20 protein-coding genes are annotated in these 22394 nt (G+C 63.5%); 14 read left to right on the top strand and 6 right to left on the bottom strand.

Going from position 1 to position 22394, the window contains the following annotated elements; translation table 11 throughout:
• Position 1: 1 nt before the first annotated feature.
• From sufC to RA302_RS14465, 4 genes are all read right to left on the bottom strand, one after another.
• The gene (sufC, locus tag RA302_RS14480; protein WP_003944795.1) at positions 2-808 is read right to left on the bottom strand and encodes a Fe-S cluster assembly ATPase SufC; all 807 of its coding nucleotides are present in this window, start codon (positions 806-808) and stop codon (positions 2-4) included.
• Between the two features lie 61 nt (positions 809-869).
• Positions 870-2090 carry a Fe-S cluster assembly protein SufD gene (sufD, locus tag RA302_RS14475; RefSeq protein ID WP_003945011.1) on the bottom strand — a complete coding sequence of 407 codons (1221 nt, stop codon included), beginning with the start codon at positions 2088-2090 and terminating at the stop codon, positions 870-872.
• Positions 2090-3550 (bottom strand): Fe-S cluster assembly protein SufB, encoded by a 1461-nt coding sequence (gene sufB, locus RA302_RS14470; protein WP_003944799.1) that lies wholly within the window; start codon positions 3548-3550, stop codon positions 2090-2092. The genes sufD and sufB overlap by 1 nt, the downstream gene beginning before the upstream one ends.
• Positions 3551-3705: 155 nt before the next feature.
• Positions 3706-4452 (bottom strand): metalloregulator ArsR/SmtB family transcription factor, encoded by a 747-nt coding sequence (locus RA302_RS14465; RefSeq protein WP_269455348.1) that lies wholly within the window; start codon positions 4450-4452, stop codon positions 3706-3708.
• A gap of 130 nt (positions 4453-4582) precedes the next feature.
• On the opposite strand from RA302_RS14465, the gene mptB reads away from it, so the two are divergent.
• The 5 genes from mptB (at position 4583) to RA302_RS14440 (ending at position 10864) form a co-directional block, all read left to right on the top strand.
• A complete protein-coding gene (gene mptB, locus RA302_RS14460) occupies positions 4583-6337 on the top strand; it encodes a polyprenol phosphomannose-dependent alpha 1,6 mannosyltransferase MptB (RefSeq protein ID WP_003944776.1) in 1755 nt (584 codons plus the stop codon).
• On the top strand, positions 6334-7275 hold the full coding sequence (locus tag RA302_RS14455; protein ID WP_007727917.1) for an ABC transporter ATP-binding protein: 942 nt from the start codon (positions 6334-6336) through the stop codon (positions 7273-7275). The genes mptB and RA302_RS14455 overlap by 4 nt, the downstream gene beginning before the upstream one ends.
• Positions 7272-8126: an ABC transporter permease gene (locus RA302_RS14450; RefSeq protein ID WP_080712737.1), complete on the top strand. Its 855-nt coding sequence runs from the start codon at positions 7272-7274 to the stop codon at positions 8124-8126. Before RA302_RS14455 ends, RA302_RS14450 begins: the two co-directional genes overlap by 4 nt.
• A 47-nt stretch (positions 8127-8173) precedes the next feature.
• A complete protein-coding gene (locus tag RA302_RS14445) occupies positions 8174-9568 on the top strand; it encodes a hypothetical protein (RefSeq protein WP_218960187.1) in 1395 nt (464 codons plus the stop codon).
• 321 nt (positions 9569-9889) lie between these two features.
• Complete coding sequence (locus RA302_RS14440) at positions 9890-10864, top strand: heme A synthase (RefSeq protein WP_021332987.1); 975 nt, start codon at positions 9890-9892, stop codon at positions 10862-10864.
• A gap of 63 nt (positions 10865-10927) precedes the next feature.
• On the opposite strand, the gene RA302_RS14435 is transcribed toward RA302_RS14440, so the two are convergent.
• Entirely contained in the window at positions 10928-11290 is a 363-nt protein-coding gene (locus RA302_RS14435; RefSeq protein WP_003945032.1) for a hypothetical protein, read from the bottom strand.
• Between the two features lie 83 nt (positions 11291-11373).
• Here RA302_RS14435 and RA302_RS14430 point away from each other — a divergent pair, with 83 nt between their 5' ends.
• A complete protein-coding gene (locus RA302_RS14430; protein ID WP_007727939.1) occupies positions 11374-12339 on the top strand; it encodes a quinone oxidoreductase in 966 nt (321 codons plus the stop codon).
• Between the two features lie 56 nt (positions 12340-12395).
• On the opposite strand, the gene RA302_RS14425 is transcribed toward RA302_RS14430, so the two are convergent.
• Entirely contained in the window at positions 12396-13379 is a 984-nt protein-coding gene (locus RA302_RS14425; protein ID WP_003944994.1) for a heme o synthase, read from the bottom strand.
• A 201-nt stretch (positions 13380-13580) separates the two neighbouring features.
• Between RA302_RS14425 and tkt the strand changes: the two genes are divergently transcribed.
• The 8 genes from tkt to RA302_RS14385 all read left to right on the top strand — a co-directional run bounded on the left by tkt (position 13581) and on the right by RA302_RS14385 (position 22373).
• Entirely contained in the window at positions 13581-15683 is a 2103-nt protein-coding gene (gene tkt / locus RA302_RS14420; RefSeq protein WP_003944976.1) for a transketolase, read from the top strand.
• Between the two features lie 5 nt (positions 15684-15688).
• Positions 15689-16813: a transaldolase gene (tal, locus tag RA302_RS14415; RefSeq protein ID WP_030536403.1), complete on the top strand. Its 1125-nt coding sequence runs from the start codon at positions 15689-15691 to the stop codon at positions 16811-16813.
• A 4-nt stretch (positions 16814-16817) separates the two neighbouring features.
• Complete coding sequence (gene zwf / locus RA302_RS14410; protein WP_030536404.1) at positions 16818-18362, top strand: glucose-6-phosphate dehydrogenase; 1545 nt, start codon at positions 16818-16820, stop codon at positions 18360-18362.
• Complete coding sequence (gene opcA / locus RA302_RS14405) at positions 18362-19270, top strand: glucose-6-phosphate dehydrogenase assembly protein OpcA (RefSeq protein ID WP_003944921.1); 909 nt, start codon at positions 18362-18364, stop codon at positions 19268-19270. The genes zwf and opcA overlap by 1 nt, the downstream gene beginning before the upstream one ends.
• The gene (pgl, locus tag RA302_RS14400; RefSeq protein WP_338481159.1) at positions 19263-20003 is read left to right on the top strand and encodes a 6-phosphogluconolactonase; all 741 of its coding nucleotides are present in this window, start codon (positions 19263-19265) and stop codon (positions 20001-20003) included. Before opcA ends, pgl begins: the two co-directional genes overlap by 8 nt.
• Before the next feature lie 324 nt (positions 20004-20327).
• A complete protein-coding gene (locus tag RA302_RS14395) occupies positions 20328-21248 on the top strand; it encodes an SDR family oxidoreductase (protein ID WP_030536406.1) in 921 nt (306 codons plus the stop codon).
• 25 nt (positions 21249-21273) lie between these two features.
• The gene (locus RA302_RS14390; protein ID WP_030536407.1) at positions 21274-21618 is read left to right on the top strand and encodes a DUF1801 domain-containing protein; all 345 of its coding nucleotides are present in this window, start codon (positions 21274-21276) and stop codon (positions 21616-21618) included.
• Between the two features lie 32 nt (positions 21619-21650).
• Complete coding sequence (locus RA302_RS14385; protein WP_003944997.1) at positions 21651-22373, top strand: AAA family ATPase; 723 nt, start codon at positions 21651-21653, stop codon at positions 22371-22373.
• The last annotated feature ends 21 nt before the right edge of the window (positions 22374-22394 follow it).

Raw genomic sequence — 22394 nt, 5'->3', positions numbered from 1 at the left:
ATTACGCTCCCTGGGTAGCTGCGGTGTCCGCGGTGAAACGAACGTAGCCGTTGGTCTCGAGCTCGTCGGCCAGCTCCGGTCCACCGGACTCGACGATGCGGCCACCGACGAACACGTGAACGAAGTCGGGGTTGATGTAGCGCAGAATGCGCGTGTAGTGCGTGATCAGCAGAACGCCGCCGTTCTCGCGCTCCTTGTAGCGGTTGACGCCTTCCGAGACGGTGCGCAGAGCGTCGACGTCGAGGCCGGAGTCGGTCTCGTCGAGTATCGCGATCTTCGGCTTGAGCATGCCCAACTGCAGGATCTCGTGGCGCTTCTTCTCGCCACCGGAGAAGCCTTCGTTGACCGAGCGCTCGATGAACGAGGGATCGATCTCGAGCTCGCTGAGGGCTTCCTTGACTTCCTTGACCCAGTGGCGCAGCTTGGGAGCCTCGCCTCGCACGGCCGTAGCGGCGGTGCGCAGGAAGTTGGACATGGAAACGCCGGGAACCTCGACGGGGTACTGCATGGCCAGGAAGAGCCCGGCACGTGCACGCTCGTCGACGCTCATTGCGAGGACGTCTTCACCGTTGAGGGTGATGGAGCCGGACGTGACCTGGTACTTGGGGTGACCGGCGATGGCGTACGACAGAGTCGACTTGCCGGAGCCGTTGGGGCCCATGATCGCGTGGGTCTCCCCGGAGCGGACCGTCAGGTCGACGCCCTTGAGGATCTGGATGGGCTCGGCGTTGGCATCGGAGTTGGCGACCTCGACGTGCAGGTCACGAACCTCGAGGACCGAGGTGGTGGTGTTGTCACTGGTAGACATGAAATTCCTTCAAGATGAGGCGGGCGAGCGTAGCGACGGGGTGGTGTCGCAGGCGGGGCGGTCAGGAGCCGACGGCTGCGAGTTCGGCTTCGACTGCGGCTTCGAGGCGATCGCGCACCTCGGGAACAGCGATCTTGTTGATGATTTCGTGGAAGAACCCACGTACGACCAGACGACGAGCCTGATCCTCCGGGATACCACGAGCACGCAGGTAGAACAGCTGCTCGTCGTCGAAACGTCCCGTTGCACTTGCGTGGCCGGCCCCGACGATCTCACCGGTTTCGATTTCGAGGTTCGGAACCGAGTCGGCGCGGGCGCCGTCGGTCAGCACCAGGTTGCGGTTGAGCTCGAACGTGTCGGTGCCCTCCGCTGCGGCGCGGATGAGAACGTCGCCGATCCACACGGTGTGCGCGTCGGGCTTGCCGGATCCGGGATCTCCCTGAAGCGCACCCTTGTAGACCACGTTGGACTTGCAGTTGGGCTGCGAATGGTCCACCAGCAGACGCTGTTCCAGATGCTGGCCGGCGTCGGCGAAGTACAGGCCGAGCAGTTCGGCGTCGCCGCCCGGTCCGTCGTACTTGACGGTGGCGGACAGGCGAACCAGGTCGCCGCCCAGGCTGATCGAGGTGTATCGAAGCACTGCGTCGCGGTTCAGGCGAGCGTGGTGTGACGTCACGTGAACTGCGTCGTCCGCCCAGTCCTGGATGGCCACCACGGTCAGCTGCGAACTGTCACCGAGAACGAATTCGATGTTCTCCGCGAAGGTTCCGCTGCCGCGCTGGTCGATCACGAACGTCGCCTTGGCGAACTGCGCCAGACGAATCTGGGTGTGTCCGTAGGCGACGTTGTCGACTCCGGGGCCGGTCATGGTGACTACAACGGGCTTCTCGACCTCGACCTCGGCACCAACCGAGATGACCGTTGCCGTCTCGAAGCTCGAATACGCCTGCGCTGCAATGCGATCAGCGGGAACGCCGGCTTTGCCCAGACGTGCGTCGTCACGCCCGACGGTCTCGACGGTGATGTCGCTTCCGCCGTCGACCTCGACGGTGACCTGTCCGTTGGCGACGGCGCTGCCGTCGTGCAATCCCCGGAGGCGACGCAGCGGGGTGAACCGCCAGATCTCGTCACGTCCGCCGGGAACCTCGAAAGCATTGACGTCGAACGAGGAGAACTGCTCACCCTTGTTCGTGATGGGTGAGCCTGTGGCTGCACCCTTTACAGGAGCGGTCGGGTTCTCCCCGGCAACAGCTCCGATGACTCCGGTCTCTGGCGTGGTCACTAACCCACAGCCCCTTCCATCTGAAGTTCGATAAGGCGGTTGAGCTCGAGCGCGTACTCCATCGGGAGCTCCTTCGCGATGGGCTCGACGAATCCACGCACGATGGTGGCCATCGCCTCGTCCTCGGTCAGTCCGCGGCTCATCAGGTAGAAGAGCTGATCGTCACTGACCTTGGAGACGGTGGCCTCGTGACCCATGGTGACGTCGTCCTCGCGGATGTCGACGTACGGGTAGGTGTCGCTGCGGCTGATCTGGTCGACGAGCAGAGCGTCACACTTGACGGTCGACTTGGAGCCGTGGGCACCCTTGTTGACCTGCACCAGACCGCGGTACGACGCACGTCCACCGCCGCGGGCGACAGACTTGCTGATGATGGTCGAGGACGTGTGCGGCGCGAGGTGGAGCATCTTGGCGCCGGTGTCCTGGTGCTGGCCCTCGCCGGAGAACGCAACGGAGAGAACCTCACCGCGGGCGTACTCACCCATCAGCCACACGGCCGGGTACTTCATGGTGACCTTGGAGCCGATGTTGCCGTCGACCCACTCCATGGATCCGCCGGCCTCTACCTTGGTGCGCTTGGTCACCAGGTTGTAGACGTTGTTGGACCAGTTCTGGATGGTCGTGTAGCGGCAGTGGCCGCCCTTCTTCACGATGATCTCGACGACGGCCGAGTGCAGTGAATCGGACTTGTAGATCGGCGCGGTGCAACCCTCGACGTAGTGCACGGAGGCATCTTCGTCGACGATGATCAGGGTGCGCTCGAACTGACCCATGTTCTCGGTGTTGATGCGGAAGTACGCCTGCAGCGGGATGTCCACGTGGACTCCCGGCGGAACGTAGATGAACGAGCCGCCCGACCACACGGCGGTGTTCAGCGCGGAGAACTTGTTGTCGCCGGCCGGGATGACCGATCCGAAGTACTCCTTGAACAGCTCCGGATGCTGCTTGAGACCGGTGTCCGTGTCGAGGAAGATGACGCCCTGCTCCTCGAGGTCCTCACGGATCGAGTGGTAGACGACCTCGGACTCGTACTGAGCTGCGACGCCGGCAACGAGGCGCTGCTTCTCCGCCTCGGGGATGCCGAGCTTGTCGTACGTGTTCTTGATGTCCTCGGGCAGGTCTTCCCACGACTCGGCCTGCTTCTCGCTGGACCGGACGAAGTACTTGATGTTGTCGAAGTGAATACCTTCGAGGTCGCTGCCCCAGTTCGGCATCGGCTTCTTGTCGAAGGTGCGCAGCGCCTTGAGGCGGATGTCGAGCATCCACTCGGGCTCGCTCTTTTTGGCGGAGATGTCCCGCACGACAGCCTCGGACAACCCGCGCTGCGCGCTGGCTCCGGCTTCGTCGGAATCGGACCAGCCGTAGCCGTAATGACCGAGGGACGCGATGGTCTCTTCCTGCGTGAGCGGCTCGGTGCCTGCTGCCGCAGTGGTAGTCGCCTGGTCTGATGTGACGGTCATGCGAGCTCCTTCCGGAGTCTTGTTTCTTGACGGCTGCTCGGGCTCAGCGAGGGCTGGTCGCTGTGGTCGAGCAGTTCTGACTTTGAAGAACTAGCTGAAAAATCTTTATTCGAACGCTGCACGGTGGCAACGCTCTGTAGAACACTCTGGTCCGGTCATCTACTCCCGGTGGACACGAGGGGCACGTGCGTCGTGCAGGCGCAGTCACCGTTGGCGATGGTCGCCAGACGCTGAACATGAGTCCCGAGCAATTGCCGGAATGCTTGCTGCTCTGCCTCGCACAGTTCCGGAAACTCTTCTGCCACATGGGAAACCGGGCAATGGTGTTGGCAGATCTGCACGCCGTTGCCGACCGGCCGGGTCGACGCCGCGAACCCCACCGCGTTGAAGGCTTCGGCGATTGCGTCCGCTGTCGCCTCGACGTTGTCGACATCTGTCGGATCAGCCGGTTCGACGTCTCCGACGATCGCCTGAACCCGACGCTTGGCGAACTCCTCGATTGCCGCGTCTCCGCCGATTTCACGGAGTTGCCGCATCGCGGCTCCCGCCAGATCGTCGTAGGTGTGGCCGAGGCGGCCGCGACCGGTCGCGGTGATCTGGAACTGCTTGGCGGGACGACCTCGTCCACGCTGACGCAGCGACGACGCCGAAGCAGTTCGGGCTTCGCCGGACTCGATCAACGCATCCAAGTGACGTCGGACACCTGCGGCACTCAAACCGAGGCGCGTGCCGATTTCGGAGGCGGTAATGGGGCCTTCTTCGAGTAGCAGCTTGACCACTGCCGCCCGCGTCTGACCTTCGACGCTCACTGTCACCGGATTTGCGGCAGCACTCGGCGAGGCCGCTACAGTGGGCTGACCTGCAACTTCCTTGCTTCGTGGGTCTGACGCATTTCTTTTCACAACACAAGTGTGACGGAATTCTTTTCGCAGGTCTACTAAGGGCAACCTGCATTACATTCGGGAATATCCGGACAACGTACGTTGTTTGTGCTTGTCTGTCCGGCTGGATGGAGCCGCTACGCTGCCTGGTGTGCCGCAGACCCCCGAGAAGACGACGACCGCCCGATCGGCGCGCGCGATCCTGCTGGAAAAACCCAAGGCACTCGCGCTTTCCACAATCGGCGTTCGACCTTTCGGATCCGCTCCCCGGCAGAGTATGGCCGCGGTGCTGCACGGCGACGAGGACGAGCGCCCGGGCCTGAACGCGAAGGAAACCGCACAACTGCGAGGGATTCGCCGATTCGGCGCAACCGGCGCGGTCTTGATGGCAGTCGGAGCGCTCGGCGCCGGCGCACAACCCGTCCTGCAGAATCCGACCGCAGGACTTCGAGTCCTCAGCCTTCCCGGACGTATGCCGACGGTCTCACTCACCATGACGATGACCGGAACCGTGCTCGTCGTTCTGGCCTGGCTGATGATGGGCCGATTTGCAGTCGGGGACATACGCAGCCGTTCCGGCGCACCGCGGCGCATGACCCGTTCCCAGTTGGACCGCACACTCCTGCTGTGGATCCTGCCGCTCTCGGTCGCACCGCCGATGTTCAGCCGCGACGTCTACTCGTATCTGGCTCAAAGCGAAATCGCGGCCCGTGGACTCGATCCGTACGCCATCGGCCCCAAGGCGGCACTGGGCGTCGACCACGTTCTCACCCGCACGGTTCCGACGATCTGGCGCGACACCCCGGCTCCGTACGGTCCGTTCTTCCTGTGGCTGGGACGCGGGATCAGCTCACTGACCGGCGACAACATCGTGGCCGGAATCTTCTTGCACCGCTTGCTCGCATTGGCCGGCGTCGCGCTCATCGTGTGGGCGATACCGCGACTGGCCAAGCGATGCGGTGTCTCTGCCGTCAGTTCGCTCTGGCTCGGTGCCGCGAACCCGCTGTTGCTCTTCCACTTGGTGGCCGGCATCCACAACGAAGCACTCATGCTCGGGTTGATGCTCGCCGGAATCGAGATCGCTCTTCGCGCAGTCGAAGGGTCCGGGCCCATCCGTGGGCGAGCGCTGTTCTATCTCGTTGCGGGATCAGGTTTGATCGCATTGTCGTCGACCGTCAAAATTCCGTCCTTGCTTGCACTGGGATTTGTCGGCATGGCCTTGGCCCGGCGTTGGGGTGGAACCTGGAAAGCCCTGGCGGGAGCCGCGATTCTCCTGGGCATCGTTGCCGCTGTCGTCACGTTTGTCATCAGCGTGGCCAGTGGGCTCGGTATGGGTTGGATCAACACCCTCGACACCGCCACGGCAGTCCGGAGTTGGATGTCCATCCCGACGCTCCTGGGCGTCGGCACGGGATTGGCAGGCGTACTGCTCGGACTCGGCGATCACACGACGGCGATCCTCACGATCACGCGGCCCATCGCAACTCTCGTCGCCATGCTCGTCACCGCACGGATGATGATCTCGGTCTACATGGGCCGCATCCATCCGGTCGGCGGACTCGGCATCGCGCTCGGCGCGATCGTTCTCCTGTTCCCCGTCGTTCAGCCGTGGTACCTGCTGTGGGCGATCCTTCCGTTGGCGGCGTGGGCCACCGCGCCGATTTTCCGCATCCCTGCCGTCGTCTTCACCTCGATCGTCAGCGTCATGTTGATGTCCAACGGCGCCGAATACCTTCCGTTCATGATCGTGCAGGCCGTCATCGCGACCATCCTCACCGCCGGAACGCTCATCGTCTTCACCCGCAATTCACTCCCCTGGCGTAGCGACAAGCCAGTAGCGGAGATCACGAAAGGCGGACCGGTAGACGAAGACAACTCGGCGGGGGCTTACGCTGATTCCCCGTGACCTCGAGAGCCTCCAGATCGTCGACGCCGGCGGTACAGATCCAGGGTGTCGTCAAGTCCTTCGACGGTGTTCGAGCCGTCGACGGTATCGATCTCACTGTCGAGACGGCCCAGGTCGTTGCCCTGCTCGGCCCCAACGGAGCCGGCAAGACAACCACCGTCGAGATGTGCGAAGGGTTTGTCACCCCCGATGCCGGCACGGTTCGAGTGCTCGGTCTCGACCCCATCGCCGACTCCGGTGAAGTCCGCTCGCGAATCGGCGTCATGCTGCAGGGCGGCGGCGCGTACCCCGGGTCCAAGGCCGGGGAAATGCTCGACCTCGTGGCCGCATACTCGGCCGACCCGCTCGATCCCGCCTGGCTCCTTTCCAAACTCGGCCTCACCGATGCGCGCAAGACCCCGTACCGCCGCCTCTCCGGAGGCCAGCAGCAACGACTGTCCCTGGCGTGCGCGCTGGTCGGGCGTCCCGAGTTGGTATTTCTGGACGAACCCACCGCCGGCCTCGACGCTCAGGCGCGCCTGCTCGTGTGGGAACTCATCGATGCTCTGCGACGCGACGGCGTGAGCGTCCTGCTCACCACACACCTCATGGACGAGGCCGAAGCGCTCGCCGACGAACTGGTCATCATCGACCACGGCAAGATCGTCGCGTCGGGAACGCCGGCGGAGGTCACCAGCAAGGGCGCCGAAGGACAACTCCGTCTGACGACGGTTCCCGGTTTGAGCCTCGATTCGCTGGCCGGTTCACTCGCCGGGTTCCGCATCGAGGAATCCAACCCCGGCACCTATGTCGTCGAAGGTGCAATCGATCCGGCAACCGTGGCGACTGTCGCAACGTGGTGTGCCGATCAGGACGTGCTGATCAACGACATTCGCGTCGATCAACGGAGTCTGGAAGACGTCTTCCTCGAATTGACGGGCCGGGAACTGAGGGGATGACGGAGATCAAGGTCATGAACGAAACAGCGTCGAACGGCCAGAGCAGTCCCATCAGCGTTGCCAGAGACCGACGGCTCGCCGAGAACCGCTTCGAGCCACGCACCTTCTCGCCGGATCCCCGCCCCAATTCGGCGGCCAAGATGCTGGCGGCGCAGACCAAACTGGAGCTGACTCTTCTGCTCCGCAACGGTGAGCAATTGCTGCTCACCATGTTCATCCCGATCACCCTGCTCATCGGACTGTGTCTACTTCCGATCGGCGATTTGGGCGATTCTCGGGTCGATACCGTGCTCCCTGGTGTCATGATGGTTGCCGTGATGTCGACGGCGTTCACCGGACAGGCCATCGCCGTCGGATTCGACCGCCGATACGGCGCGCTCAAGCGACTCGGTGCAACGCCGCTACCGCGGTGGGGAATCATCGCAGGCAAGAGCGCTGCCGTCATCATCGTCGTGGCTCTGCAGTCACTCTTGCTCGGCGCTATCGGTTTGGCGTTGGGATGGCGTCCGTCATTCGTCGAACTTGTACTCGGCGCAGTGGTCATTGCCATCGGTACTGTCACATTTGCAGCGCTTGGCCTACTGCTCGGCGGTACTTTGCGAGCAGAGATCGTTCTCGCTCTCGCCAACATCCTGTGGTTCATCATGGTGGGCATCGGCAGTGTGGTCTTCGCCAGTGGTGAACTTCCGACCGCCGTCCACACGCTGGTCCGCATTGTTCCGTCCGGCGCTCTCGCACACGCACTCGAAGCGGCCCTCGACACCTCGATGGACTGGTTCTCGATTCTCGTACTTCTCATCTGGGCCGCAGTGGCCGGAGTCTGCGCAGCAAGGTGGTTCAAGTTCACGTGAGTACACGACGGACAGCTCAGATCGTCGGCTGTGTGGCCGCAACAGTCATGTTGTGTGCCGGACCCGCAACGGCGACCCCTTCGGTGTCCGGTCCCCTCGCACCTGCAAATCCGTACCTCGGTCCCGTCGGTACTTCCACCATGCACGGTGACGCGGGCTCGTCCGACGTCACGCCGCTGCCTGGTCCAGGAACCGGCCCACACGAGGTGACAGCTTTCCCGATGATGGCCGCCTGCCCGACGGTCCTCCAGGGTTCCGACGGCATGGTCGTCTCGCTCTGCACGACGATGATCGGCCAGATCCCGACCATCCATTTGATCGATCCGAAGGCCGACGCCACGCCGTTGGGTAGATCCGTAGCACAACTGCCGCTCGCGAAGGGCAGTCTGCTCGGCGGCGTCTACGCCTACCTCGACAACGAGAACCGTCTCGTAGCCGTCGACGGAAACCGTCAACTGGTCCGCATTTCCCATGCGCAGAATCCGGACGGCAGTTGGCGGCTGGAACTCGCGGAGGTCATCGATCTCAGTGGTGCGGTTGCCGCCGACGACAACGTCACCGGCCTCGCTCCGGACTGGGACGGCAATGTCTGGTTCGCCACCGGGCACGGCACCGTCGGGTATGTCGGCGCGGATCGAATCGCGCACAGCATTGCGCTCCCCGAAGGTGAACAGGTGCAGAACAGCATCTCCACCTCCCCGACGGGCACTGCTGTCGCAACTACCCACGCGCTCTACCAACTGAAGCGAAATGGCGACGAGGTCGTCATCGACTGGCGTCAGCCGTACGACCGCGGGCCGGCCCGTAATCCGGGTCAGCTCAGCTGGGGAACCGGATCGACGCCGACATACTTCGGCCCGTCGACGGGCAGCGATTTCTTGACCATCGTCGACAACGCCCACCCGACAGTGAGCTTGCATGTCTATCGCGCTGACACGGGCGCCGAGGTGTGCACGCAGCCGGTGTTGTCCGCTGCCAGCCAGGACGGCTCACCGAGCGGCAGCGAGAACTCCCCCGTCGGCATCGGTCATTCCGTCTACGTCGCCGGCACTTACGGATACCCGTACCCCACGACTCCTGAAGGTGCCGGTCCAGCGGTCCCCGCCACGGCACCCTTCAACGGCGGAATGACCCGCGTCGACATCGATCCGGTCGGCTGCCATGTCGTGTGGGACAACACGATTCGCAGCTCCGCGGTACCTCACCTCTCGACGGCTGACGGCTCGATTTACACGGTGACACGGGACGGTGCTCCGAACACCTCTCCGCTGGACGGTTACTCCTTCGCGGTGATCGACTCGAAGGACGGGTCTCAGATCGGTTCGACTCCGTTGCCGTCGACGATCCTCAACGACACCCTTCAGATGTCTGCACTCATCACCGAGTCGGGCGAGTACTTCCAGGGAACGATCTCGGGAATCGTGCGAGTTCGCGCGAACTGACGCGAGCTGGCCCCACGGCTGCGCAGTTCTGGTCTCGACGAGTCGGGGCAGGCGCGGAGCGAGCTGGCCCCAACGACGCGGGGCAGGCGCGGAGCGAGCTGGCCCCAACGACGCGGGGCAGGCGCGGAGCGAGCTGGCCCCAACGACGCGGGGCAGGCGCGGAGCGAGCTGGCCCCAACGACGCGGGGCAGGCGCGGAGCGAGCTGGCCCCAACGACGCGGGGCAGGCGCGGAGCGAGCTGGCCCCAACGACGCGGGGCAGGCGCGGAGCGAGCTGGCCCCAACGACACTGTGTAGTTGATGGGGAACTACGATCGTTGGCGTGGTGAATCGTGTGTATGCCGGATTTTTACGCTTGGTGGATCGACTACCTCTCCCCTCGCTGAAAACGCAGAAAATCATCGCGTTCATCGTGATCCTGACGCAGGGCGGCATCGCTGTCACCGGCGCGGTGGTGCGCGTGACGGACTCGGGACTCGGTTGCCCGACGTGGCCGCAGTGCTTCCCCGGTAGCTTCGTCCCGGTCGGCCACGGACAGGTCGCGGTGATTCACCAAGCCGTCGAGTTCGGCAACCGCCTGCTGACCTTCCTGGTCGTCATCGTCGCCGCTGCGATCGTGCTTGCGGTGACTCGCGCTCGCCGACGCAAAGAGGTGCTTGTCTACGCCTGGATGATGCCGCTCGGCACTGTCGTTCAGGCAGTGATCGGCGGTATCACCGTCCTCACAGGCTTGCTGTGGTGGACGGTCGCCATTCACCTGGTTGCGTCGATGCTGATGGTCTGGGTTGCCACGGTGATGTACGCGAAGATCGCGGAACCCGACGAAGCAACAACTCTGGTCGTGATGCCGAAGCCGTTGCGCTGGCTTACCGCGCTGTCAGGTGTCGCGCTCGCCGGCGTTTTGGTCGCTGGAACTCTCGTAACGGGCGCAGGCCCGCACGCCGGCGACAAGGGACTGGACCGGACGGTGCCTCGCCTGGAGATCGAGATCGTGACGCTCGTCCATCTGCACTCACAGCTTCTGGTCGGATATCTCGCGCTGGTCGTGGGTCTGACCTTCGGCCTGTATGCGGTCGGGACATCCGCAGCCGTGAAGATCCGTCTGAAGGTCCTGCTGGGACTGATCCTCGCGCAGTCGCTCATCGGTGTCGTGCAGTACTTCACCGATGTGCCGGAAGTTCTGGTGATCATGCACGTCGCCGGTGCAGGACTGTGCACGGCTGCGACCGCAGCAGTTTGGGCTGCGGGTAAGACCCGCCAGTACACGCCGACCAATTCGCCGATACCAGCTGTCTGACGCTTCAAGACACGTGTGGGGCGTAGGAACACCAAAAGGTGTTCCTACGCCCCACACGTCATTTCAGGATTCGTTGCGAGCTTTCGGGAACCGAGTCTGGTTGGCGACCCAACCGGCCATCTTCTTGAAATGGCCTTCCTGCGGGGTGACGATGCTCGTCAGTTCGCGCTCCCACTCGGCAACGGTGACGTTGTCGAAGGACGCAACGACGGCATTGGCCGTGGCGAGGTCCTCGACGACCTGATCACCGAGGATGCCGTCGGCACCTACGAGGGTGATGCGAACGCCGGCCAGGCCGACCGGCTGGATGACGGCGCTGGCGGAGCCGCCGTGCTCGGCGACGAACTTGGTGATGGCGTTCACCGTGGACTTCGGCAGTTCCGGCGCGGACGGGGTGGCGTCCGACTTCTCGGTATCGGTGCTCATGACTCGACAATACTGGTCGGTAGCCCGGAAGCGACACCAGGCATGGACTGAGCGTCGGCCGCCTCGGGTGTAGAACAGAAACCATGCGAGCCATCTACGTGACCGAGACCGGCGGACCAGAGGTTCTGACTCTGACCGAACAACCCGAACCGACACCCGGCCCAGGCGATCTACTCGTCAAGACCGAAGCGATCGGCATCAATTTCATCGACACGTACTTCCGAATGGGCCAGTACAAGCGTCCGCTCCCCTACATTCCCGGCGACGAGGGCAGCGGTGTCGTCGAAGCTGTCGGCTCCGAGGTCAACGAATTCTCCGTGGGCGACCGGGTCGCGTGGGCCGCTGCCACTGGCAGCTATGCCGAGAAGGTGGCTGTTCCCGCCGCAGTCGCAGTGAAAGTGCCTGACGGTGTCCCGGCATCGGCCGCAGCGTCGGCGCTCCTGCAGGGGATGACAGCGCACTACCTCGCGAAGTCGACGTATCCGATCCAGAGCGGCGACACCGTGCTCGTGCACGCAGGCGCGGGCGGCGTCGGGTTGATCCTGACGCAGATGGCCGTCAGCCTCGGGGCGAAGGTCATCACGACTGTGTCATCGGATGCAAAGGAAGGACTCTCGCGCGGCGCCGGTGCCTCGGAGGTTCTGCGGTACGACGAGGACATCGCAGCGCGAGTCCGGGAGTTGACCGGCGGCGAAGGAGTAGCGGCGGCATACGACGGCGTCGGCGCGACAACTTTTGATTCGAGCTTGGCTTCCGTGCGCATCCGCGGCACGGTCGCTTTGTTCGGTGCGGCCAGTGGACCGGTTCCGCCTGTCGATCCGCAGCGGCTCAATTCGTCGGGTTCGCTGTTCCTGACGCGTCCGACGCTCGCGCATCACATTCGCACTCGAGAGGAACTGACCTGGCGTGCCGGCGATGTCTTCGACGCCATTGCGGCCGGGAAGCTCGATATTCGTGTCGGCGCCGATTATCCCCTCGCCGACGCGGCAACAGCCCATCGGGATCTGGAAGGTAGAGCAACGACCGGGTCGATCGTTCTGATCCCCTAGCGAAGTGCTGTGCGCCTTTATTAACCGCCCGCGGTTAATAAAGGCGCACAGCAGAATCAGCTGAGCATGTCGCTGATCGTCTGCAGTCCGAGAACCGAGTCGACAGCGAGGCCGACGAACACGATCGCAAGATAGTTGTTGGACTGCAGGAACAGGCGGAGCGGTTTGACCTGAGCACCACCGCGAACGCTGCGGTACAGCTGATGTGCCATGAGCAGGAACCACGCACCGGCGACGATGGTGATTGCGGCGTAGATGACGCCCGACGCGGGGACGAGGACAAGCGTCGTGACGACCATTGCCCAGCTGTAGAACAGAATCTGCTTGGTGACGTGCTCTTCGGTGGCGATCACCGGAAGCATGGGAACACCGGCAGCTTTGTAGTCCTCTTTGTATCGCATCGCCAGCGCCCAGGTATGCGGCGGCGTCCAGAAGAAGATGATCAGGAACAGCACGACGGGCTGCCAGCTCAGCGACCCGGTGACAGCGGCCCAGCCCACGAGGACGGGCATACATCCGGCTGCGCCACCCCAGATGACGTTCTGCCAGGTACGACGCTTGAGAACCATCGTGTAGATGAGGACGTAGAACGCGATCGTGATCACGACGAGGATGCCGGCTAGGAGGTTGGCTCGCCACCACAGCCACAGGAACGACGCGAGTCCGAGAAGGAGCCCGAAGACGAGCGCGTTGCGCGTCGGCACCGCCTCGCGGGCCAGCGGACGCTTCGCCGTGCGCTTCATGACCTTGTCGATGTCGGCGTCGACAACGCAGTTGAGCGAGTTCGCACTCGCCGCGCCCATCCAGCCACCGAAGAGGGTGCTGAGGATCAGAACGATGTCGACCGTTCCGCGATCGGCCAGCAGCATTGCCGGAATGGTTGCCACCAACAGCAATTCGATCACTCGCGGCTTCGTGAGCGCGATATAAGCCAGAACCTTGCCCGTTGCGCGACCCCACACCGTATCGGTATTGGTCGCCCGCGGGGCGGCACCTGGGCTGCCGAAGCCATGTCCGCTCGGCTGTTGCCCTGTCCGCACGTTCTCTCCTTGCACCACGCGTTACCGCACTAACTCTTCACGACACACTGCTGACACTGTTCTCTACTACGAACGATGGTAGACCGCAGCCATTGAGGAACCGAATCGACCCGGACAGCCAGGACCATTAGGCTGGGTTACGCAGTGGAGGGACACCCCACCCTCGCAATCCACGTACACCATGTCAGGAGACATCTGCCAGTGTCGATCACAGACGAGATCCACGTCCTCACGCAACCCGTCCACCCCTCGGACTGGACCGACCTGGACACCAAGGCTGTCGATACCGCCCGCGTGCTCGCCGCCGACGCGGTTCAGAAGGTCGGCAACGGCCATCCCGGAACTGCAATGAGCTTGGCGCCGTTGGCATACACCCTCTTCCAGCGCGTCATGCGCCACGATCCTTCGGATGCAGAATGGGTCGGCCGTGACCGCTTCGTTCTCTCCTGTGGCCATTCATCCTTGACGCTGTACACCCAGCTCTACCTGTCGGGCTACGGTCTCGAGCTCGCTGACCTCGAAGCTCTCCGCACGTGGGGCGCACTGACCCCCGGCCACCCCGAGGTCGGCCACACCGTCGGCGTCGAGATGACCACCGGTCCGCTGGGCCAGGGCCTTGCGTCCGCAGTCGGTATGGCGATGGCTGCGCGTCGTGAGCGTGGGTTGTTCGATCCGGAGACCCCGGTCGGCTCCTCCCCCTTCGACCATCACATCTACGTGATCGCGTCCGACGGTGACATCGAAGAAGGCGTCACGTCCGAGGCCTCGTCGCTCGCCGGTGTCCAGGAACTGGGCAACCTCATCGTCTTCTACGACGACAACAAGATCTCCATCGAGCACGACACCACCATCGCTCTCGGCGAAGACGTCGGAAAGCGATACGAGGCATACGGCTGGCACGTTCAGCACGTCGAAGGTGGCGAGAACGTCTCCGGCATCCTCGACGCGGTTGCCGCGGCCAAGGCCGTCGTCGATCGTCCGTCCATCATCTTGCTCCGCACCATCATCGGTTTTCCGGCTCCGAAGAAGATGAACACCGGCGACGTCCACGGCTCCGCTCTCGGTGCCGACGAAGTTGCAGCGGTCAAGGAAGCCCTCGGCTTCGATCCGGCCAAGTCCTTCGACGTCGACGCCGACGCTCTGGCTCACGCCCGTGAGGTCGTCTCCCGCGGCGCCGACGCACGCAAGGCATGGCAGGTCGAGTTCGACGCGTGGGCTGCACGTGAGACCGAGCGCAAGGAACTCTTCGACCGCCTGTTCGCCGGTGAGTTCCCCGCCGGCTGGGCCGACGCTCTCCCGACCTACGAGGCCGACGCCAAGGGCGTTGCGACTCGCAAGGCCTCCGGTTCGGCACTCAACGCGCTCGGACCGATCCTGCCCGAGCTGTGGGGCGGCTCCGCCGACCTCGCCGGCAGCAACAACACCACCATCAAGGGCGCAGATTCGTTCGGCCCGTTCTCCATCTCCACCAACGACTGGAATGCGCAGCCTTACGGCCGCACGCTCCACTTCGGCATCCGCGAGCACGCGATGGGCTCGATCCTCAACGGCATCGCGCTTCACGGACCCACCCGCCCGTACGGCGGAACCTTCATGGTCTTCTCCGACTACATGCGTCCGGCGGTTCGCCTGGCCGCACTGATGAAGACTGCCGTCACCTACGTCTGGACCCACGACTCCATCGGTCTCGGCGAAGACGGCCCGACCCACCAGCCGGTCGAGCACCTCGCTGCTCTTCGTGCGATCCCGAACCTCGCCGTCGTCCGCCCGGGTGACGCCAACGAGACCTCGTTCGCATGGCAGGCAGCACTCGAGAACAAGACGGGCCCGACGGCTCTGGCACTCACTCGCCAGGACATCCCGGTTCTCGAAGGCACCAAGGAGAAGGCTGCCGAGGGTGTCAAGCGCGGCGCTTACGTCCTCGTCGACGCAGCCAACGGTTCGCCCGAGGTCATCTTGCTGGCGACCGGTTCCGAACTGCATCTGGCCACCGAGGCTCGCGAAACCCTCGAAGCTCAGGGCGTCGCAACCCGCGTCGTTTCCGTGCCGTGCCTCGATTGGTTCCTCGAGCAGGATCAGGCGTACCGCGACGAGGTCATTCCGCCCGCCGTGCGCGCGCGTGTGTCCGTCGAAGCCGGCATCGCGATGCCGTGGTGGCGCATCCTCGGCGACGCCGGTCAGGCCGTCTCGCTCGAGCACTACGGCGCTTCCGCCGATTACAAGACCTTGTTCCGGGAGTTCGGCATCACTGCCGACGCGACTGTCGAAGCCGCGCAGCGCTCCCTCGCAGCTGTGAAGGGATGATCTCGATGACACAGAACGTGACTACCGAAAAGCTCTCCGCTGCAGGCGTTTCCATCTGGCTCGACGACCTCTCGCGGGATCGCATCCAGTCCGGCAACCTGCAGAACCTCATCGACACGAAGTCGATCGTGGGTGTCACGACCAACCCGTCGATCTTCCAGGCGGCACTGTCCAAGGGATCGGCGTACGACGCTCAGGTCCGTGAGCTCGCACAGCGCGGCGCCGATGTCGACGCCACCATCACCGCGGTGACCACCGACGACGTGCGTGCTGCGTGCGACATCCTGGCTCCGCAGTTCGAGGCGTCGAACGGCGTCGACGGCCGCGTGTCCATCGAAGTCGATCCTCGCCTGGCACACGACACCGACGCCACCGTCGCGCAGGCGATCGAGCTGCACAAGATCGTCGATCGTCCGAACGTCCTGATCAAGATCCCCGCGACGCTGGCAGGCATTCCCGCCATCGCCAAGGTGATCGGTGAGGGCATCAGCGTCAACGTCACCTTGATCTTCTCGGTCGAGCGCTACGAGGCAGTCATGGGCGCATACCTGGAAGGTCTGGACACCGCCAAGGCTGCCGGCCGCGACATCTCGTCCATCGAGTCGGTCGCCTCGTTCTTCGTCTCCCGCGTGGATTCCGAGATCGACAACCGCCTCACGGCAATCGGCACGCCGGAAGCCCTCGAGCTTCGTGGCAAGGCTGCACTCGCAAACGCGCGTCTGGCGTACAACGCGTACCAGCAGATCTTCGAGGTGCAGCCGCGCTTCCAGGCTCTTCTGTCCGACGGCGCCAAGGCTCAGCGTCCGCTGTGGGCGTCGACCGGCGTGAAGAACCCGGATTACCCCGACACTCTCTACGTCACCGAGTTGGTTGCGCCGAACACGGTCAACACCATGCCGGAGAAGACGCTCGACGCTCTCGCCGACCACGGCGAGATCACCGGCGACACGATCTCGGGCACCGCTCAGGAGTCACAGGCGGTCTTCGATCAGCTCGCTGCAGTCGGCATCGATCTTGCGGACGTGTTCAAGGTCCTCGAGACAGAGGGCGTCGACAAGTTCGAGGTGTCCTGGAACGAGTTGCTCGACGCAACCGCCGAGCAGCTCCGCGCAGCAACCCAGAAGAGCTGAGCCTGTGAGCGATTCCGCGGCGGCATCAGATTGGGTGAATCCCCTTCGGGACAGCACCGACAAACGGCTTCCGCACATTGCGGGGCCCTGCGCCCTGGTGATTTTCGGTGTTACCGGCGACCTTGCCAGGCGCAAGCTCATGCCCGCCATCTACGACCTCGCCAACCGTGGACTGTTGCCGCCCGGATTCGCTCTGGTCGGGTTCGCCCGGCGTGACTGGACGGACGAGGACTTCACGAACGTCGTCCTCGAAGCAGTCAAGGACGGCGCTCGCACCAAGTTCCGTCAGGACGTCTGGGAGAGGCTCGCCGAAGGTATCCGGTTCGTGGAGGGCAGTTTCGACGAGGCCGAGGCCTTCCAGAACCTGTCCGACACGTTGGCCACGCTCGACAACGAACGTGGTATCGGCGGCAATCACGGTTTCTACCTTGCGATTCCGCCCAACGCGTTTCCTCAGGTGCTCGAGCAACTGTCGGCGTCGGGCCTCGCGCAGGCCGAGGACGGTCAGTGGCGACGAGTCGTCATCGAGAAGCCGTTCGGCCACGACCTCGAGAGCGCTCGCGAACTGAACGCCGTCGTCAACAAGGTGTTCCCCGAGGACACGGTCTTCCGTATCGACCACTACCTCGGTAAGGAAACCGTCCAGAACATTCTGGCTCTGCGCTTCGCGAACCAGTTGTTCGATCCGATCTGGAACGCGCACTACGTCGACCACGTTCAGATCACGATGGCCGAGGACATCGGCCTCGGTGGACGCGCGGGGTACTACGACGGCATCGGCGCGGCCCGTGACGTGATCCAGAACCACCTGCTGCAGTTGCTCGCGTTCACGGCGATGGAAGAACCCATCAGCTTCGAGCCGCTCAATCTGCAGGCGGAGAAGATCAAGGTCCTCTCGGCTACTCGCCTTGCCGAGCCCCTCGACGAGACCACCGCCCGCGGCCAGTACGCGGGCGGCTGGCAGGGTGGGCTGCCGGTGGTCGGGCTCCTCGAAGAAGACGGCTTCGCAGCGGACTCCATCACGGAGACCTTTGCCGCCATCACCCTCGAGGTCGACACCCGCCGCTGGGCGGGTGTGCCGTTCTACCTGCGCACGGGCAAACGACTCGGACGCCGTGTCACCGAGATCGCGGTGGTGTTCAAACGTGCACCGCACCTACCGTTCGACAAGACGATGACCGAAGACCTCGGCCAGAACGCTCTGGTCATCCGCGTGCAGCCCGACGAGGGCGTCACCATGCGGTTCGGCTCGAAGGTTCCCGGATCGAGCATGGAAGTCCGTGACGTCAACATGGACTTCTCGTACGGCCAGGCTTTCACCGAGTCGTCTCCGGAGGCGTACGAGCGGCTCATTCTCGACGTGTTGCTCGGCGAGCCGTCTCTGTTCCCGGTGAATGCCGAAGTCGAATTGTCTTGGGAGATCCTCGATCCCGTCCTCGAGCACTGGGCTGCCGGCGGTAAGCCGGAACCCTACGAGGCCGGAACGTGGGGACCACCGTCTGCGGACGAAATGATGCAACGCACCGGACGCGAATGGAGGCGACCCTAGTGATTCTCGATTTGCCGTCCACCACCACGGTCCAGGTCAGCAAGAAACTGGTCGAGGTACGTAAGACCGGCGGCGCTGTCACCTTGGGACGAGTGTTGACGCTCGTCGTCTGCACCAGGGACACCGGGAATGCCGAGGAAGCCATCGAGGCCGCCAACGAAGCAAGCCGCGAGCACCCATGCCGCGTCATCGTGCTTCTGCGTGGCGACGAGCAGAGTGAGCCCAGGCTCGATGCTCAGATCCGTGTCGGCGGGGACGCCGGCGCCTCGGAGGTTGTCGTGTTGCGTCTCTACGGTCCGCTTGCGGATCACGAGAGCAGCGTCGTCATCCCGTTCCTGCTCCCCGATACACCGGTAGTCGCGTGGTGGCCCCTCGAGGCACCCGAGATTCCGGCCAAGGATCCCGTCGGGAAGCTCGCGATACGGCGCATCACCGATGCCACCGGCGCCCCCGATCCGACCGCCACCATCAAGGGGCGACTCGCGTCGTACACCGCCGGCGATACCGATCTCGCCTGGAGTCGCGTCACCTACTGGCGCGCGCTCCTCGCGTCGGCTCTCGATCAGCCGCCGCACGAGAAGATCACCTCAGCGGTGGTCTCCGGTCTCAAAACCGAACCGGCACTGGATATTCTCGCCGGTTGGTTGGCGGCCAAGATCGACGGTCCGGTCATTCGACGTACGGGTGAGCTGACGGTCGAGTTGAAGCTCGAGACCCGCAGTATCTCCATCAGTCGTCCGCAGGAGGGCACGACCGCTACGTTGATCCGCACCGGTCAGCCTGACGCGCTGGTTTCTCTGGGTCGTCGAGAGACACGCGATTGCCTCGCCGAGGAATTGCGTCGGCTCGATCCGGACGAGATCTACGAAGAAGCTCTGGCCGGATTGGAGAAGGTGACCTATGAGTGATGTTGTCGTGGAGAAGTTTTCCGACGCCGGCCAACTTGTCGACGCTGCCGCCGCACGCCTGGTCACGACCATCGTCGATGCCCAGAAGGCTCGCGGGTTTGCGTCCATCGTGCTGACTGGCGGTGGAACCGGCATCGCACTTCTCGAGAAGTTGCGTGAAGCTCCCGGCGACATCGACTGGTCGCAGATCGATCTGTACTGGGGCGACGAACGGTTCCTGCCGTCCGGCGATCCCGAGCGGAACGAAGTGCAAGCACGTGAGGCGCTTCTCGATCATGTGCCGGTCGATCCCGACAGGGTACATGCGATGGCCGCATCCGACGGTATCTACGACGGTGATCCACACGGGGCGGCGACGGCGTACGAACAACTGCTGGGCGCTCAGGCACACGGGAATCAGGTTCCGACGTTCGACGTGCACCTGCTCGGTATGGGCGGCGAAGGACACGTCAACTCGTTGTTCCCGCATACCGACGCTGTTCGCGAAGAAGCGCGTTTCGTAGTCGCGGTGATGGACTCCCCCAAGCCGCCACCGGTGCGGATCACCCTCACGTTGCCTGCTGTTCGGCGAGCCAAAGAGGTCTGGCTGCTCGTCTCGGGTGCTGCAAAGGCCGAGGCCGTTGCCAAAGCCGTCGGAGGTGCTTCGGCCGACGACTGGCCGTCTGCCGGCGCCACCGGTTTGGTTGCGACACGTTGGTTCCTCGATTCGGACGCTGCCTCGCAGCTTCCCTGATCTGATTTCACAGATCTGATTTCACACCGGTCGGGAATCGTCTTCGGGCGATTCCCGGCTTGGTGGTACGTCGACGACTTCCTCACCGTGGCGACTTTCGATTACCCGCCGAGTCCGGATCCGATGCGAATTTCCTTTTGACGGAACGGAACTCAATCCCGAGATCCCGTTTCTCCAACCAGCACTGCGCCCCACACAACGATCCATCTCTCCCCTACCTCCTTCATCCGAGTGATTACTACCTTGGACGCCGCGAAGTAAGGTTCGGTTCCGCAGATCGCGTTCACTCTTGAACGAAGCAATCCAGGCGAGAACAATCGAACAATGTCGTGGACACCGAATCCGGACGCACTTCGCGGGCGAGTGGCTGTAGTTGCCGGGGCGACGAGGGGCGCCGGACGCGGAATCGCCGCGGCCTTGGGCGAGGCCGGTGCAACCGTCATCTGCACTGGCCGGAGCACATCTGCCGGAATTCTTCAGTCGGACTATCCGCGCGGAGAGACCATCGAAGAGACGGCAGAGCTGGTCACCGAGCTGGGCGGCGTCGGCGTGCCGATTGCCGTCGATCATCTCAAGAGCAAACAAGTGGCTGATCTCGCCGAACGCTTGCGAATCGACTATCACCATATCGACATCTTGGTCAACGACATCTGGGGCGCGGAATTACTCAAGGGTGGGCCGGCGGAGTGGAACACGCCGGTATGGGAACACGATCTGGACAAGGGGTTTCACATCTTGCGTCTGGCGATCGACACCCACATCACCACGTCGCACCACCTCCTGCCGCTCATGACTGATCGGCCAGGCGGACTGGTCGCCGAAATAACCGATGGCACTACCGAATACAACGCATCGAACTATCGCATCTCGGTGTTCTACGACTTGGCCAAGGTGTCCGTGAACAGGCTCGCATTTTCGCAAGGCCACGAACTTGCCCCGTTCGGCTGTACTGCCGTCGCCATCACTCCCGGGTTCCTGCGATCGGAGATGATGCTCGAGAATTTTGGTGTCGGCGAATCGAATTGGCGTGACGCTTTGTTGCCGGAGCGGGATGGTCCGACTGCGCCCGCGGATTTCGCACGCTCCGAGTCACCGAGATTCATCGGACGTGCGATCGCGGCCATCGCTGCCGATCCGAATCGACAGCGATGGAATCAGCGATCGGTCAGTTCAGGCGAACTCGGAACGGAATACGGGTTCACCGACGCGGACGGCAGCCGCCCCGATTTCTGGCGGACCAAATGAATCCGGCTGCGATTATGATCCGCGCATGGCCGAATTCGCGACGATCAACGAATACATCGCTTCGTTTCCCACCGACGTGCAACCAGCCCTCGAGAGTATCCGCGAGACGATTCACAACACGGTTCCAGGCCTCGATGAGACCATCAGCTATCAGATGCCGACCATGACGGTGCACGGAAAGAACCTGATTCACTTCGCAGGCTGGAAAAACCACATCTCGATGTACCCGCTCCCGGCGGGTGACGCCGAGTTCGAGAAGTCCGTCGACCCTTACCGGGCTGCGAAATCAACGGTGAAGTTCCCGCTGAACAAACCGATCCCTCTCGATCTCGTGGCTCAGATCGTCGAATTGCTCGCGCAGCGCCACTAACGTCCGTTCTCGTCGGAGCCTTGTGAGAACGTATGGCCGTGCAGAGACAACCCATCCGCCGCATCAAGGCCGGGCCATCGTCGGGCGCCGACGTAGGCAGCTGGCCGATGACGGTGCCTGCAGTCGCGCAGATCGTTCAGCACGGTCTCGAGCTACCACCGGGTGTCACCATTCTGGTCGGCGAAAACGGAGCGGGAAAGTCGACCGTCATCGAAATTATTGCCGCCGTTCTCGGTCTCAACGCCGAAGGCGGGTCGACCAATACGCGGCATCAGACTCGATCGAGTGAACCGGGCGGCCTCGACCTTGTGCTCGAGCGGAGTCCCGGAGCATCGAAGTGGGCGTACTACCTCCGAGACGAAACCCTGCACGGTTTGTACACGTACTTGGAGGACAACCCCAATCCCAAGCGACCTGAACCGCTTTACCATCACCTCTCCCACGGTGAGGCGCTGCTCGAGATCCTGTCGTCGAGGACCTCCGACGGCGGCTTCTATCTCATCGACGAACCCGATGCCGCACTCTCCTTCCAGGGGACCCTGACACTGGCCGCGCTGCTCGGCGAGCTGGTGGAATCCGGCGCGCAGGCGGTGATCGCGACGCACTCGCCGATCATCGCGGCGCTGCCGAACGCCAACCTGCTCGAGATCGGCGAATGGGGAATCCGAGCCTCGAGCTGGGAGGACCTCGATCTGGTCTCGAACTGGCAGCGGTTCCTTCACGACCCGCACACGTACCTGCGCCATCTGATCTAACCTGGAACTCCACCCCAGGAG

Origin of the sequence: Rhodococcus sp. DN22 (genome assembly GCF_036669995.1) — a bacterium.
GTDB lineage: Bacteria > Actinomycetota > Actinomycetes > Mycobacteriales > Mycobacteriaceae > Rhodococcus_F > Rhodococcus_F erythropolis.
This window is presented reverse-complemented; position numbering and strand designations above follow the sequence as displayed.